Below are 14934 nucleotides of genomic sequence, written 5' to 3'. Positions count from 1 at the left end.
GGTTTCCCCTGCGTTTCCCCGACAATGCGCTGCACCGCAGGATGTTTGTCGAAATCCGGGTTGACGAGCAGCGTGTAGTACACGTACTGCTCGAGATCGGCCGTGTTGGGCATCGGCGCATGCCCGCGTGCGTTTGAAGAGGCAGAGGCAGCGAAACGCGTTCAGATCACGCGTTCGCGCAGCCAGGCGGAGAAGAGGTCGATGACCGTGACCACGGCGATCACCATGATGAGCACCGTGCAGGTCTGTGCGTAGTCGAACGAACGGATTTTCTCGTACAGCACGACGCCGATGCCGCCCGCGCCGACCATGCCCACCACCATCGCCGAGCGCACGTTCGATTCGAAGCGGTAGAGCGCGTACGAGATCCACAGCGGCGTCACCTGCGGCAGCACGCCGTAGATGATTTCGTCGAGCGGATTCGCGCCCGTCGCGCGCACGCCTTCGACCGGACGCGGGTCGCTGGCTTCGACGGCTTCCGCAAAGAGCTTGGCCAGCACGCCCGTCGTGTGGACCCACAGCGCCAGCACGCCCGCGAACGGGCCGAGCCCCACCGCGACGATGAACAGCATCGCGAACACCATCTCATTGATCGCGCGGCATGCGTCCATCACGCGGCGAACCGGATGGCGGATCCATGCGGGCGCAAGATTCTGCGCCGACATGAGCCCGAACGGCACTGCGCAGACGATGGCGAGCGCCGTGCCCCACAGCGCAATGGCGAGCGTCACGCCCATCTCGTGGACATAGAAGCGCCACTCGGAGAAGTTCGGCGGGAAGAAGTCGCGCGCGAATTCGCCCATGCTCGCGGTGTCGGCGAACAGGTCGAGCGGGCACATGTCCGCGCCGCGCCAGGTTGCGCCGAGCAGCACGAACACGAGCGCCCAGCCCGCGAGCGAGCGCCAGCTGCGCTTCTCGGACTGGACTGCCAGGGCGTACCGCGCGCGCACGGCGTCAGGCACGGCGCCTGCCGTGGCCGCCGCGCGCGCGCCGTCGGGGTGAGTCACGCTCATTGCTTCGATTCAGCGGCGAGCGCGCTGATCTTCGCGTCGATGGCGGCGAGCTGGTTCTTGCGGTCGTCGGCGGCCAGGCTCGTATTGGCCTCGATCTTCTGTTTGTCCTTGAACAGCGAGATCTGGCGGACGGGGTTCAACTGCGCATCCGTCGAGGGTGCGAAGCCGGCAAAGCCCGTGATGTCGGCCATGATCTTCTTCTCGTTCGGATCGGTCTTCGCATAGCCGTAGAAGAAGTCGCGCAGTTTCTGCTTCGTCGCTTCAGGCAGATCCTTGCGGTACACGAGCGGGTCCGACGGGATAACCGGCGAGGTCCACAGCACGCGCACCTTCTTGAAGCGATCCGGATGCGTGTGCTCCAGCGTGTCGAGCGTGATCGTATTGTTGGTGGCGATATCGATTTTGTTGTTGACCACGGCGAGCAGGTTTGATTCGTGATTCGCCGGCAGCACGGTCTTGAAGGTCGTCGCGTTGACTACCACGTTGCGCTGCGCGAACAGGTAGTAACCCGGCACCAGCGTGCCTGAGGTCGAGTTCGGATCGCCGTAGCCGAGCGTCACGTTCTTCGTATTCTTGAATACGTCGTCGAGCGTCTTGAACCGGCTGTTGACGTTGGTGATCAGCACAGACTTGTAGCCCGCGTCGCCGTTGGCGGAGAGCACCTTCGCGAAGACTTCGCCGTTCGAGCGGTCGACGGCTTGCATCGCCGATGCGTTGCCGAAGTAGCCGAGCTGGACCTTGTTGAAGCGCATCGCTTCGATGATGCCGGCGTAGTCGGTGGCGAAGAACGGCTTGACCTGCAGGCCGGTCTTGCGGTTGAGATCGTCGATGAACGGTTGCCAGACCTTTTTGAGCACCGCCGACGAATCCGTCGAAATGATGCCGAAGTTCAGGTCTTCGGCGTGCGCTGCGGAGCCGGCAAAGGCGAGACACGCGGCGCTCGCCGCGAGCAGGGAGCGGAACAGTTTCATGGCTTGAAGTCCACGTTGAGGGAAATTGGTTCAGGCTGCTTCGGGTTGTCCGGGCTGTTGAGGCTGTTCGGCGAAGCGGTGGGCGTCCGCGGAAGCCGCGGGCGCGGGAGGTGCTGCAGGGTCGAGCAGTTCGCGCGCGGCGCTGCCGTAAAGCTGTTGCAGCAGCGCGGGCGTGAGCGCCGCGCTCGGGCCGTCGTAGACGATGCGGCCGTCGCGCAGCGCGACCGTGCGCGTGCAGTACTGCATGGCGATATCGACCTGATGCAGCGATACGACCACGGTCAGCCGGTGCTGGCGGTTGAGCATCGTGAGCAGGTCCATGACGCGGCGCGACGATTCGGGGTCGAGCGAGGCGATCGGTTCGTCGGCGAGAATGAGGCGCGCGTGCTGCACGAGCACGCGCGCGATGGCCGCGCGCTGCTGCTGGCCGCCCGAGAGATCCGCGGCGCGTTCGCGCGCCTTGTCGCTGATGCCGACTTCCTCGAGCGCGGCGAACGCCAGCTCGCGCTCGCTGCGCGGAAAGCATCCGCTCAGGCGGCACCACAGCGGCAGCCGCGCGAGTGCGCCGATCAGCACGTTCGTTTCCACCGTGAGCCGGTGCACGAGATTGAACTGCTGGAACACGAAGCCGACATCGCGGCGGATGTTGCGCACCTCGCGCACGATGCGGCCGTTTTTCTGAATGGGACGGCCGAATATTTCGATATGCGAAGGTTGCTGGTCGGCGGCGATGAAACCGGAGACATGCCGCAGGAGCGTGGATTTGCCCGATCCCGAAGCGCCGATCAGAGCCACCATTTCGCCGGTGCCGATACGCAGGTCGATATCGTCGAGCGCTTTGCGGCCGTTCGCAAAGGTCTTTGAGAGTCGTTCGATTCGTATGGCGTCCATATTAATCAGGAGAGTCGGGCGTGAGACGCGGAGTCGTTGTGTAGCTGAGTCGGGCCATTCTAGAAAACGACTATGACGGCTGGGTGAAAGGTTTGTAATGTCTAGACGACTTCATGAACCTGACGGCGGCTGCGAGCGCCGCTCGACCCTCGACCCTCGACCGGTCGCCGAAAGCGCATGGCCGGCGACGCCGGCGCATAGTCGGATCCCGGTGCACCCGCCAGCATTTCCGATGCACGACAGTCATATGGAGGGGCTATATTGGCGGGAAGCGCGGCCCACTGTCACCGCAAATGCGGCCCTTCCTTTGAGCGAGCAACGTTCCATGCAGGCTCTTGGCTTTCTGCCCGACAGCTTCGAGGAATACGAGGACCTGAAGACGCTACTTGACGAGGGGGCGCGGTGGTTCGACACGCGCAGCCTGGCCACGGTCGAGGTGCGAGGGCGCAAGTTCGAGATCCTGGTTGCATCGGTCGGCTCGACCGACCCGCAGGCCCCTGCGGTGGCGTTATTCGGCGGCATTCACGGACTGGAGCGTATCGGCTCGCAGCTCGTGCTCGACTACATGCGGGCGCTCGTCGAGCGGCTCGCGTGGGACGAGGTTCTCGCCTACACCCTTGAATCAATCCGGATTTATTGCTGCCCGATCGTCAACCCCGGCGGCATGTGGCTCGCCACGCGGGCGAATCCGAACAGGATTGACCTGATGCGCAACGCGCCGCAGAACGCCGACGGGCACGTGCCGTTTCTCGCGGGCGGTCAGCGTGTCGGCCCGTGGCTGCCGTGGTATCGCGGGCGGCGCGGTGCGCCGCTGGAGATCGAGGCGGCGGCGCTGCTGAAGATTGTCGAAGAAGAACTGGCGAGCCGCCCGCTCAGCTTCGCACTCGACTGCCATTCGGGCTACGGATGGAGCGACAGCATCTGGTTTCCCTACGCGCGCACGCGCCAGCTCATGCGCCATCTGCCGGAGATGTACGTGCTCAAGCAGATGTTCGAGCACGCGCATCCGCACCACGGCTACACGTTCGAGCCGCAGAGCCATCAATATCTGCTGCACGGCGATCTGTGGGACTTCGCTTACGATCACGCGCCCGAGCAAAACGTGTTCTTGCCGCTCACGCTCGAACTCGGCTCGTGGTTGTGGATCAAGAAGAACCCGAGGCAGATTTTTTCGCGTCAGGGCATGTTCAATCCCGTGAAGGCGCACCGCACCGCGCGCGTGCTGCGGCGTCATGCAAACCTGATGGAGTTCCTCACGCGCGCCGCGTATTCCGCGCAGCGCTGGCTACCGCAGGGGCAGGACCGTCAGCAGTTGCTGCACCGCGCAATCGAACACTGGTATCACCGGGACGGGGACAAGGCCCGCGTATGAGCACATGGATCCTGCTGCGCGGGCTGACACGGGAAAGCCGGCACTGGGGGCGCTTGCCGGATTTGCTCGGCGACGCGGCGCCCGCCGGGCGGATGCTGACGCTCGACCTGCCGGGCAATGGTGTTCATGCAACGTTGCCCGCGCCGCTTTCGGTGGAGGAGATGGTGGCGTTCGTGCGGGCCGCAGCCCTGCAGCAGGGGGCGCCGCCGCCGTACCGCATCCTGGCCATGTCGCTCGGCGGCATGGTGGCGACGGCCTGGGCGCAGACGTATCCGCGTGAGGTCGCGCAACTTGTGTTGATCAATACGAGCATGCGGCCTTTCAGTTACGCGTGGGAGCGGCTGCGCCCGCAGCGCTGGCCCGATCTGATCCGGCTGGCCGTGTGCTGGCGCGACGCGCTTGCCGCGGAAACCGTGATTCACCGCATCACCTGCAACCGCCGCGCATCGCTCGATGCCGATCTCGCCGCCTGGACGGCGATCCGGGAAAGCGCGCCGGTCAGCCGCGGCAATGCGCTTCGCCAGCTCGTTGCGGCGGCACGATTTCGCGCCGCGCCGCGTGCGCCTGCGTGCCCGTTGCTGTTGCTGTCGTCGCGACAGGACCGGCTCGTGAACCCCGCCTGCTCGGCGAGCCTTGCCGCCGCGTGGCAGGCGCGCCACCACCAGCATCCATCGGCCGGACACGATCTGCCGCATGACGATCCGCACTGGACCAGCACCATGGTCGGCAACTGGCAGGCCGAACTGGCCGGCGAGCGCCTGCGCCACGTTTGATAACCGGTCTGCTCCGATAACAAGATTAATCGCGCAACTGGTTATTGAACATTTCCTTGTCTGTATATTTGCAATTATTGTGTGCGTACGCACGTAATGAATTGACGTTAGCTGTCACATTGGTGTTAAATTTAATGGCATGAAGAATGAGATGGAGTTGAGGTTTATTTACGTACTATCTTCAGTCGAATTTTGAATTCATGATGGCGATGCGAAATCGCAAAAGATACGTTTTACGGTCGCTCGTCCGGTCGGCAGGATAGCCCGGTTTATATGACTCCTGGGCCGTATTGCCTGTAGCGGGAGGGGCATTCTGTTATATAACAATTATAATCAGACAAGATTGATGCTGAATTGCCTGAAAGAATGATAAAAAAGCGAAACGTTTTTCATGAAGCTGTTTTTATTTCATATGAAAAAGATAATTAATTGAATTTAAAGAATTTTGTGAATGCACACCCACTGCGCAGCAGTGCGGCATTGATATATTTGTTTCAGTCCTGAAACATAAAGGCCTGTAACGCATCCTGCGCGCTTTCCGGAACCCGCCGGAAACGCCGCTTTCCTTTGTGAATTCAAGTACGTAAGTGCATGGCATGTCCTGTGCGTGAAGCGAGCCGGATTGGCGCAATCTGGCCAAGCCGCCCCTTCATCAACAAGGAGGATCCCATGCGAATGACAATACTGGCGACCGCTGCAGCCCTGGCCCTGGGGTTCAGTGGGTACGCAATGGCAAATCCATGCAGTGACAACTCCAAGGCTTGTGATCAGTCGTCTACGTCGGGAGCGAACTCCCTGACTAGCGCGGCAACCTCCACCCAAACGGCAGGCGGCAGCAACGCCAATGAAATCGCATCGGGTGCGAGCGTCTGGCAAGACTCCAACAACAGTACGAGGGTAGTGGCGTTGAGCAAGCTCGACGGCTACGTCGCCAACGTTGGTGTTTCCGGTATCGGCAATTACGCGACCAACTACGGTAGCGCGAGAGGCGGTAAGGGTGGCGCTGGCGGTGCGGGCTATGGCGGCATCGGCATCGGCGGTAACGGCGGCAATGGCGGCGCCGGTGGTGCGGGCGGTTCGGGCGGTAACGCAACGAACGGCAGCGCCACGGCCGGCAAGTCCACCAACGGCAGCGCGACGGCCGGTTCGGGCTACGCGGGCGACGGCGGAAACGGCGGCAACGCACACGCTGGCGGCACGCAGGGTGGCAACGGCAGCGGTCACGGCGGATGGGCCGCGGGCGTTGGCGTAGCGCTGGGCGGCTTCGCTGGTGCGGGTGGCGGCAACAACGGCGGCAACGGCGGCAGCGGCGGAGCAGGCGGAGCCGGTGGCGCAGGCGGCGGCGCGAGTGCCGGCAACACGTCGGTTGCAACGTCGACTTCGGCTGGCGGTGCGGGCGGCGCAGGCAATGCCGGCGCGGCTGGCGGCGGCGCGGGTGGCGCAGCCAGCGGCACGGGCGGCGCGGCGACGACCGGTTCGACTTCCGGCACGGGCGGCACGGGCACGGGCAGCGGCGGTGCAGGCGGTGCGGCGACGGCTTCGGCTGGCGCAGGCGCGGCTGGCGGCGCGGGCACGGGCGGCAGCGCGGCCAACGGCGGCGCGGCGAGCGTGGCCTCGAACGGCAGCGCGACGGCAGGTGTCGGTGCAGGCGGTGCAGTGGGCGGTGCAGGCGGCGCGGGCGGCGTGGGCAACGGTGGCGTCGGCAACGGCGCGGTCGGTGGCGCAGGCGGCGCTGGCGGTACCAACTCGGTCAACGCCGGCACGTTCGACATGGCCAACGCCATGACGGGCGCTGCGCAGTCGGCAGCGGGCATCGTCGTCATGAGCCAGAACAGCGGCGCGGCTTCGCTCGTGCAACAGGCCGTTACGGTGCAGGCGAACCTGACTGTGGGCCACTAGCCATCGGGAGGTCTTATGCAACGAACTCTGATGGCGGCCGCTGCGGCGCTGGCATTAGGCTTCAGCAGCTTTGCGATGGCTAACCCCTGCAGCGACAACACGGGTTCCTGCGACCAGAACTCGAAGAGCGGGGCCAATTCGCTGACGGCCAGCGCGTCGAATGCCCAGACCGCTTCCGGATCAGGCAGCAATGCCAACGAAGTGGCCTCCTGGGCGACTCTGCAACAGGACTCCTTCAATAGCAGCAAGGCTGTCGCACTGAGCAAGCTGAACGGCTCGGTCAGTCACCTTGGCGTGACGAACATCGGCAACGTCGCTACGAACTTCGGTAGTGCTTCAGGCGGTTCGGCTGGCGCGGCGGGTGCGGGCTACGGTGGCGCGGGTGTCGGCGGCAACGGCGGCAACGCCGGTGCCAGCGGCAACGGCGGCAACGGCGGTACAGCCCTGAACGGCAGCGCCAAGGCCGGTAGCGTCAAGAACGGCAGCGCCACGGCCGGCAACGGCTTGGGTGGTGCCGGCGGCGATGGCGGCACCGCATCTGCAGGCGGTACGCAGGGCGGTGACGGTCATGGCTCCGGCGGGCTGGCGGTGGCGGGCAGCGGGGCGGCAGGCGGCTTCGCGATCGGCGTCGGCGGCAGCAACAGCGGCAACGGCGGCAGCGGCGGCCACGGCGGGCATGGCGGTAACGGTGGCGGTGCACTGGCCGGCACGGGGTCCGTCGCTGACGCGATCTCCGCTGGCGGTACCGGCGGTGGCGGCGGGGCGGGCGGCTCGGGTGCCGGGGCAGGCGGTGCTGCCACGGCAGCGGGCGGCGCGGCGGCGACCGGCACGACCACGGCCTCCGGCGGTAACGGCAGCGGCACGGGCGGCGCGGGCGGCGCAGCCCTGGCCACGGGCGGCGCTGGCGGTGCTGGCGGATCGGGCACCGGCGGCAGCGGCAGCAACGGCAGCGCAACGACGACTGCGAGCAACGGCAGCGCAACCGGCGGTACGGGTGCAGCTGGGGCAGCAGGCGTAGCGGGCGCGGCAGGTGCAACGGGCAATGGCGGCACGGGCAACGGCGGAGTCGGTGGCGCTGGCGGAGCAGGCGGCACCAACACAGTGAACGCTGGCACGTTCGATATGAGCAACACGATGACGGCTGCGGCGCAGTCGGCAGCGGGCATCTCGATCATGAGCCAGAACAGCGGTGCAGCTTCGCTTGCGCAACAGGCCGTCACCGTTCAGGCCAACCTGACCGTCGGCCACTGAGCCGGATTTGTCATGCATGAATGCCGGGGGATCCACCGCGGGGCGTACGCCAGTGCGCCTCGCGGCTACCGCACCGAGGTCCGGCGGACAGTGACGTTTCAGCCATCCACTTCCGCGAGACCGAGGTCCTGAACGTGCCCGTTTTGCGCCATTCCGTGACCGGACGGCTCATGGCGCGCACAGGCAAAGGAGAGGCCCATGCAAGCGCGAAGGAGTATTTCGCTGCTCTTGGTATCGACCGCGTTGGCACTGCCCGGTGTCGGCGCGCAGGCGGACGATGCGGTGCAGACGCCGTCCGCGCAGGTTGGCGTGCAACCTGCCGCATCCCTGTTTACGCTCCCGTCGGCCGCGCCTGCGGGTGTGCCTGCGAGTGTGCCTGCGGGGATGCCCGAAACGAGCGCCGCGGCAACGCCGCCCGCGAGCGGGACGACAGCCGCCGCGCCGCCGAAGCAAGACGAATTCGGCGTGGCGATGACGACGGATCAACTCGACGAGCACCGCGGCGGCGACGTATTGATCGGCCAGAATTATCTGACCGGCGCAGTGGCGAACAACTCCGCGACGCGAGTCGAGACCGGTTCCAACACGATCTCCGAAGGCTCGTTCGCGAGTTCGAGCGGTCTGCCGACGGTGATCCAGAATACCGGCGCCAACGTGCTGATCCAGAACGCGACTGTGCTCAACGTGCGCTTCGGGAACTGAAGCCATGAAGCGATTCGCCGTGGCTGCTGCGCTCGCGTGCGGTTTCGCGTGCACGCTTGCCGCGTCGGCGGCGCGCGCCGATCCCATCGACGTGACCGATCCGGCCGGCGGGTACTACGCCCTGCACGTGACGAGCCTGAAAGAAGCCCGCTTCAAGTGGACCGTCAAACAGCAGTACGACTTCAGTTGCGGCTCGGCGGCGGTGGCGACGCTGCTCACTTATCAGTACGACTATCCAGTCACCGAGCAGCAGGCGTTCGTCACGATGTTCCAGAACGGCGATCAGCAAAAGATCCGCCGCGAAGGGTTTTCGCTGCTCGATATCCGCAATTTTCTCGCGTCGCGCGGCTTTCAGGCGGATGGCTACGAAGTGCCGCTCGACAAGCTCGAGCAGACCCATACTCTGGCGATCGTCCTGATCGTCGAGCATGGCTATCACCACTTCGTGGTCGTCAAGGGCGTGCGCGCCGGACGCGTGCTGATCGGCGACCCGGCGACGGGAACCCGGGCCATGTCGCGCGCGGACTTCGAACAGAAGTGGCTGGACCGTGTGGTATTCGTCATTCATAACAAGCCCGCACAGGCCAGATTCAACGATGAGCGCGACTGGCACGTCGCGCCCGATGCGCCGCTCTATACCGGGATTTCCCGCGAGGGGCTGTTTAGCGTCGTGGTGCCGAAGTTAGGCCCCGGTGAATTCTGAGGACGACGATGAAACCTCAACCTCTAAGGCTTGCTGGTATTGCTGCCGTGCTGTTCGGCCAGATGACGTCGTTCGGCGTGGGCGCGATCGAGCAGGATACGCCCACCGTGACCGAGGGGCGCGTGATGACGCCGGGCGGCGCGCTGGCCGAAAGCGATGCGCCGATTACAGCGGTCACGCCGGTCGCAGCGGCTACGCCGGATTCCAGCGGCGACGTTACGCATCTGCCGGCCCGTGCGGACGAGTCGCCGGGCCTCGCGTCGAACGTGCCTGCCTCACGGCTGCAAGCCGATCCGATCGCCGCGCCGCAAACGGATGCCGCGTATAGCGATCCCGACTGGGCACCGCTCGCGGCGTCCGCCCTGACGCCCCAGCAACTCGACAACATGCGTGGCGGCTTCGATCTGCCCTCGGGGTTGCAGGTGTCGTTCGGCATCGAGCGCGTCGCGTTCGTCAACGGCAACATGGTGTCGACGACCAGCTTCAACATTCCCGATATCGGCAAGATGACGGCGCAGCAGGCGCAGGCGCTCGCATCGGCCAGCACGGGCGGACTCGTGCAGATCGGCAGCGGCAACGCGGTGCAGCCGGGCGCGTTGCCGGGATTGACGGGCGGTGTGATCCAGAACACGCTCAGCAACCAGCTGATCCAGGCGCTCACGACGATCAATACGTCGGTGAACTCGCTTGGCCCGTTCAAGGCGCAGAACGTGGGCGCGACGATCAACAGCGCGCTGATTAACGCGGTACGCCCGCGCTAGGTTCAAGGCGCGGGCGCGGGCGTGAGGCGCGCAGCCGGTCAGAACGAAATCGGCACGCGCAGTGTGACCGTGAGGTCCGGCGTATCGCGTGTGAGGCCCGCACCGAGCGAGAAGTTGAGCGTCGTCGAGGGCGACAGCCGGTACGAATAGCCGATCAGCAGCGTGCCGAGTATCGCGCGCACGGACCCAGGCACCCTCTGTCCGTCCTGCGAAGTCGGCAAGACGATGCTCTGGTCATAGCCGATGCTGACCGAGGCCTTCTCGTTCAGCGCCAGACCCATGCCGATGTTGAAGCCCCAGATGTCGCCCGGCTGAACCTTGCCGAGGTTCTCGGTCGCGCCGTTGAGCAGCGTCAGGCTTTCCTTCTTGCCGAAGCTGTGCAGATAGCTGAAGTTGCCGAAGAACACCACGGGGTCGGTCGGGAACAGCCAGGTGAGGCCCGGCTGGATCGCGTAAAAGCCTGATCCGGTCGGTTGCTGCAACGGCAGGCCGGTGCCGGTCGTGTTGGAGATGCAGGTCGTCACGCAGTCGGTGACGACGTCGAACGGACTCTTGCCCGTTGCGCTCTTGAAGCGCAGCCAGCCGACGTAGTAGAACTTTTCCGGGCCGCCCTGATTGAACTGATAGCGCAACGTCATTTCGACGTCGCCGATGCCATGGCCGTTGCTGCTGATCACGCTGTTGGCCGCCGCACCGGTGAAGATCTGGCGCTCCACCGTATCGTTGGTCTGATAGACGTACGGCACGCGCACTTCGAGTTCCATCCGGTTCGTGATCCCGTAGCGCACTGCGACGCCGCCCGTGAGCGTGGTGGTTTTCACCTCGCTTACGTTGATGAGGCCGATCAGGAGCGCCGGGATGATCGTGTAGCCGACGAGCGAAAGCTGGTTCTCGGACGAGTAGGCGAACTGGAAATACGGTTCGACGACGAACTTGTGTCTTGGCGTCAGCACGCCGGGCTGCTCGAAGATCGGCGCGACTGCGGGAGGACGGGTGTCGACGACGGGCGCCTGGCCCACCGGCGCATTTTGACCGTTTGCCGCTTGCCCGTTTTCCACCGGCGCCGACGTGACGCCGCCGGGCGACGTGCCTTGCACCGGCACGTTCTGATCGCCCGGCGCGTTCGTGGCGGGCGACGTGGCAGGCGCCGCGGCCTGCGCGCTGGCTGCCTGATCGGTTGTCGGGGCCTGGGCCGCCGCCGCTGCGTCGCCGGTCGCGGTTGTTCCCACCGGAAGGCCGTTCATATCCGTGCCGCCCGTGCCGCGCTGCAGTTCGAGCTGCTTGCGGTCGAGCGCGTGGCTCAGCCGGCCGATATTGGTCTCCTCTTCGGCGAGCTTGTGCTTGAGTGCTTCGAGTTCCCTGATCCGGGTGTTGAGCTCCTGCCGCAGGGTGGTGATGTTGTCCTGGGCGGTCTGGTCTTCCAGCGACTGAGCCTCGGCGGTGACGCTAAAGAGCAGGAGGGTCGCGTAACTGATTGCTTGAATCCGACGAAGTGGCACGCGCTTCACGGTGTCTCTCCATGATTGGGCTTGCTGGTTCTCCCCCGAGAGGTGCTACGGCAACAAGCCAACGCGCACGGCAAAATCCGCAAGCCGGGCGACGCCGGTCTCCGACGATTTCCACCCCGCGCCGGCCTGCGGTGCGATGAAGGGTGGACGCGTCGGCTTGGGCGCAGACATCAGCAAGACGACGCATCAGCGAGACAGGACTGTGCGTTGATCGAAACTGCCGTGCTGCACTTTGGGAAGCTTTTTATCGGGCGTTCCGTTGTTTGCGAGACCAACAGCGGACTCCAGAAAGACTAGTGCATGTGCTGTTGCCTGCCAAGCTGATGAACCCTGGCTTGTGATCGCTACATAACAGAAAAGCACTGTTTTTCAGGCACATTTCACGGGCTTACGACAATTCGTCCTGCTTGCGCCGCTGCTTGTTTCGATACATGCCGGGATCACGTTTTGATTCCGAATGACGTAAATCAAGGCTGATCGAAGGATGCGGCGTCAATCGTTGTGCAAGAAAGTTGTGCAAGAAATCATGTAAGTGAAGAATGAAGACGCGGTTGTGCACTGGCTGGACACGGATGTCGAATACGCGCGGGGGAATTCTGATTGGCTGAGCCGCGATGGTGCGGTCATGGCGCCGACATGGTGTCTACATGCCCGCGTCATGTTGAATGGGTAGATGGCGGGCACGCGTGCAGCGGCTGCCGGAACTGGCCATAATATCGGCTCGAACTATTTCGCCTCGCGCCCATCATGACCGATCCAATCGTTGCTCCTTCTGCCGCTCCGCGTCTCACCAGCCTTTCGCACGGCGGCGGCTGCGGCTGCAAGATCGCCCCCGGCGTGCTTTCCGCGCTGCTCGCGCGCAGCACGCCGATTACCGCAGCCTTTCCGAATCTGCTGGTCGGCACCGAAACCGCCGACGATGCCGCCGTCTACAAGCTCAACGACGAGCAGGCGATTGTCGCGACCACCGACTTCTTCATGCCGATCGTCGACGATCCTTACGACTTCGGCCGCATCGCCGCCACGAACGCGCTTTCGGACATCTACGCGATGGGCGGCAAGCCGCTCCTCGCGCTCGCGCTCGTCGGCATGCCGATCAACGTGCTGCCGCACGACGTGATTGCCGCAGTGCTGCGCGGCGGCGAGGATGTCTGTGCGGCGGCGGGCATTCCGGTCGCGGGCGGCCATTCGATCGACTCGGTCGAGCCGATTTACGGGCTCGCCGCAATCGGCGTCGTGCATCCGGACCGCGTGAAGCGCAACGCATCGGCGCGCGCGGGCGACGTGCTCGTGCTCGGCAAGCCGCTCGGCGTGGGCGTGCTTTCGGCGGCGCTCAAGAAGGAACGACTCGACGCTGCCGGATACCAGGCGATGATCGCCGCCGCCACGAAGCTCAACACGCCGGGCGCGAAGCTCGCCGCCTTCGACGGCGTGCACGCGATGACCGACGTGACCGGCTTCGGCCTGCTTGGCCACACGCTCGAAATCGCGCGCGGCGCGGGGTTGACCGCGCGCGTGCGCTACGCGGACCTGCCGTTCTTGCCCGGCGTCGAGGCGCTGGCGGCGGACGGCGTGTTGACGGGCGCATCGGGCCGCAACTGGGCCTCGTACGGCGACGGTGTGAAGCTTGGCGCCGACCTGCCGGTCGTCGCGCAGGCGCTGCTCACCGATCCGCAAACGTCGGGCGGCTTGTTGATCGCCTGCGCGCCCGACTGTGTCGCCGACGTGCTCGCGATCATGCATGCGGACGGCTTTGCCGATGCCCGCATCATCGGTGAACTGGACGCGGGCCCGGCGCGCGTCGAGGTCGCATGAGCGCGGAGTCGTCGAAAGCCATTGTTTATGCACTCGCGGCGAACGCCGGCATCGCGGTCATCAAGTTCGCGGCGTCGGCGCTCACCGGCTCCGGCGCGATGTTCGCCGAGGCGATCCATTCGAGCGCCGACTGCGGCAATCAACTGTTGCTGCTGTTCGGTCTGCGCCAGTCGCGTAAGCCGCCTTCGCCGCTCCACCCGATGGGTTCGGGCCGCGCGATCAATTTCTATTCGCTGCTCGTGGCGCTGCTGCTGTTTTTCGTGGGCGGCGCATTTTCGGTGTACGAGGGCATTCACCGGTTGATCGCGCGCGAACCGCTGCAGCATGTCTATGTGGCGATTGCCGTGCTCGGCATTTCGGTGGTGCTGGAGACGCTCTCGCTCATCGGCGCGCTGCGGGCGATCCGCGCGGGCGCGCCGACGAAGTCGCTGTGGCGGTGGTTTCGCGAGACGCGCGAATCGGATCTGCTCGTCGTGGCCGGCGAGGACATCGCGGCGCTGGCCGGCCTTGCCATCGCGTTCGCAGCCGTGCTGCTGACCGTCGTTACCGGCAATCCGGTATGGGATGCGTTAGGCTCGATCGGCGTCGGGCTGCTGCTGATGACGATCGCGGGGCTGATTGCCCGTGAGGTGAAGTCGATGATCGTCGGCGAATCGGCGAGCCCCGAGATACGCGGCGAAATAGAAGCGTTCCTGCGCGCGCGCAGCGAGATCCGCGGCATCATCAATCTGATCACGCTGCAATGGGGTAAAGAGATCGTCGTGGCCGTGCAGGCCGAGATGATCGATTACGCCGAAAGCCGCGCGATGGTTGCCGCGATCAACGTGATCGAAGCGGACCTTCAGGCGAAATTCCCGCAAGTGCGCTGGGTGTTTTTCGAGCCGGATTTCGTGGCTCGCCGAGCGTAACTGCGGGTGCGGCTGAGGGTCGATTTAAAGCCCGGTAATCACGTGATTGCCGGGCTTTTTGCGTCTTGCGATCAATGCCGGAACGGCGTCCAGACGGGAGTTGTCCTGTCCCATTGATCGAGTTCGGAAGGGTCTACGAAATTCATGTTGCATCCTCGATGATTCGTCATCCGGAATGACGGCCGTGGGGAAGCGTCATGGCCATGAACCGGCTGGACGCGAACGCCGCGTAGCGACACGAGGACTATAGGCGCGCGCGCGCCGGGGATCAACGCGCGGGTCGTGAATTGAATTGTTGAAATTCCGGAACAATCCGCTTTGTCGTTGCGCTCCGCAGTTGCGCGCGCGCCGGCGTATCAGCCGTATC

Annotated in this window: 13 protein-coding genes; 9 read left to right on the top strand and 4 right to left on the bottom strand. The window is 64.9% G+C overall.

Features of this window, described 5'->3' with window-relative positions:
- Nucleotides 1–161 precede the first annotated feature (161 nt).
- Genes phnE through phnC form a run of 3 tightly spaced genes read right to left on the bottom strand, consistent with a single transcriptional unit; the run spans nucleotide 162 to nucleotide 2875 of the window.
- Nucleotides 162–1013, bottom strand: coding sequence for a phosphonate ABC transporter, permease protein PhnE (phnE, locus tag EPN59_RS16740; RefSeq protein WP_293042432.1), 852 nt, complete (start codon nucleotides 1011–1013; stop codon nucleotides 162–164).
- Nucleotides 1010–1984, bottom strand: a complete 975-nt coding sequence (phnD, locus tag EPN59_RS16735) for a phosphonate ABC transporter substrate-binding protein (protein ID WP_293042435.1) — start codon at nucleotides 1982–1984, stop codon at nucleotides 1010–1012. Before phnD ends, phnE begins: the two co-directional genes overlap by 4 nt.
- A gap of 30 nt (nucleotides 1985–2014) precedes the next feature.
- Nucleotides 2015–2875, bottom strand: coding sequence for a phosphonate ABC transporter ATP-binding protein (gene phnC, locus EPN59_RS16730; RefSeq protein WP_293042437.1), 861 nt, complete (start codon nucleotides 2873–2875; stop codon nucleotides 2015–2017).
- 325 nt (nucleotides 2876–3200) lie between these two features.
- Between phnC and EPN59_RS16725 the strand changes: the two genes are divergently transcribed.
- The 7 genes from EPN59_RS16725 to EPN59_RS16695 all read left to right on the top strand — a co-directional run bounded on the left by EPN59_RS16725 (nucleotide 3201) and on the right by EPN59_RS16695 (nucleotide 10336).
- The gene (locus EPN59_RS16725) at nucleotides 3201–4247 is read left to right on the top strand and encodes a M14 family zinc carboxypeptidase (protein ID WP_293042440.1); all 1047 of its coding nucleotides are present in this window, start codon (nucleotides 3201–3203) and stop codon (nucleotides 4245–4247) included.
- Nucleotides 4244–5020 carry an alpha/beta hydrolase gene (locus tag EPN59_RS16720; RefSeq protein ID WP_293042443.1) on the top strand — a complete coding sequence of 259 codons (777 nt, stop codon included), beginning with the start codon at nucleotides 4244–4246 and terminating at the stop codon, nucleotides 5018–5020. Before EPN59_RS16725 ends, EPN59_RS16720 begins: the two co-directional genes overlap by 4 nt.
- Before the next feature lie 669 nt (nucleotides 5021–5689).
- Nucleotides 5690–6919, top strand: a complete 1230-nt coding sequence (locus EPN59_RS16715) for a hypothetical protein (protein ID WP_293046418.1) — start codon at nucleotides 5690–5692, stop codon at nucleotides 6917–6919.
- Nucleotides 6920–6934: 15 nt separating this feature from the next.
- Nucleotides 6935–8170, top strand: coding sequence for a hypothetical protein (locus tag EPN59_RS16710; RefSeq protein WP_293046415.1), 1236 nt, complete (start codon nucleotides 6935–6937; stop codon nucleotides 8168–8170).
- 198 nt (nucleotides 8171–8368) lie between these two features.
- On the top strand, nucleotides 8369–8872 hold the full coding sequence (locus EPN59_RS16705) for a hypothetical protein (RefSeq protein WP_293046413.1): 504 nt from the start codon (nucleotides 8369–8371) through the stop codon (nucleotides 8870–8872).
- A 4-nt stretch (nucleotides 8873–8876) separates the two neighbouring features.
- The gene (locus EPN59_RS16700) at nucleotides 8877–9575 is read left to right on the top strand and encodes a C39 family peptidase (RefSeq protein ID WP_293046410.1); all 699 of its coding nucleotides are present in this window, start codon (nucleotides 8877–8879) and stop codon (nucleotides 9573–9575) included.
- Between the two features lie 8 nt (nucleotides 9576–9583).
- Nucleotides 9584–10336: a hypothetical protein gene (locus EPN59_RS16695; RefSeq protein WP_293046407.1), complete on the top strand. Its 753-nt coding sequence runs from the start codon at nucleotides 9584–9586 to the stop codon at nucleotides 10334–10336.
- Nucleotides 10337–10374: 38 nt separating this feature from the next.
- Here the strand turns inward: EPN59_RS16695 and EPN59_RS16690 are convergent, their stop codons facing one another.
- Nucleotides 10375–11844, bottom strand: a complete 1470-nt coding sequence (locus EPN59_RS16690; RefSeq protein WP_293046404.1) for an acetate kinase — start codon at nucleotides 11842–11844, stop codon at nucleotides 10375–10377.
- 747 nt (nucleotides 11845–12591) lie between these two features.
- Here EPN59_RS16690 and selD point away from each other — a divergent pair.
- Both selD and EPN59_RS16680 read left to right on the top strand, forming a co-directional pair.
- Entirely contained in the window at nucleotides 12592–13659 is a 1068-nt protein-coding gene (gene selD / locus EPN59_RS16685) for a selenide, water dikinase SelD (protein ID WP_293046401.1), read from the top strand.
- Complete coding sequence (locus tag EPN59_RS16680) at nucleotides 13656–14567, top strand: cation diffusion facilitator family transporter (protein ID WP_293034857.1); 912 nt, start codon at nucleotides 13656–13658, stop codon at nucleotides 14565–14567. The genes selD and EPN59_RS16680 overlap by 4 nt, the downstream gene beginning before the upstream one ends.
- The last annotated feature ends 367 nt before the right edge of the window (nucleotides 14568–14934 follow it).

Origin of the sequence: Paraburkholderia sp. (assembly GCF_004298475.1) — a bacterium.
Taxonomy (GTDB): domain Bacteria; phylum Pseudomonadota; class Gammaproteobacteria; order Burkholderiales; family Burkholderiaceae; genus Paraburkholderia; species Paraburkholderia denitrificans.
This window is presented reverse-complemented; position numbering and strand designations above follow the sequence as displayed.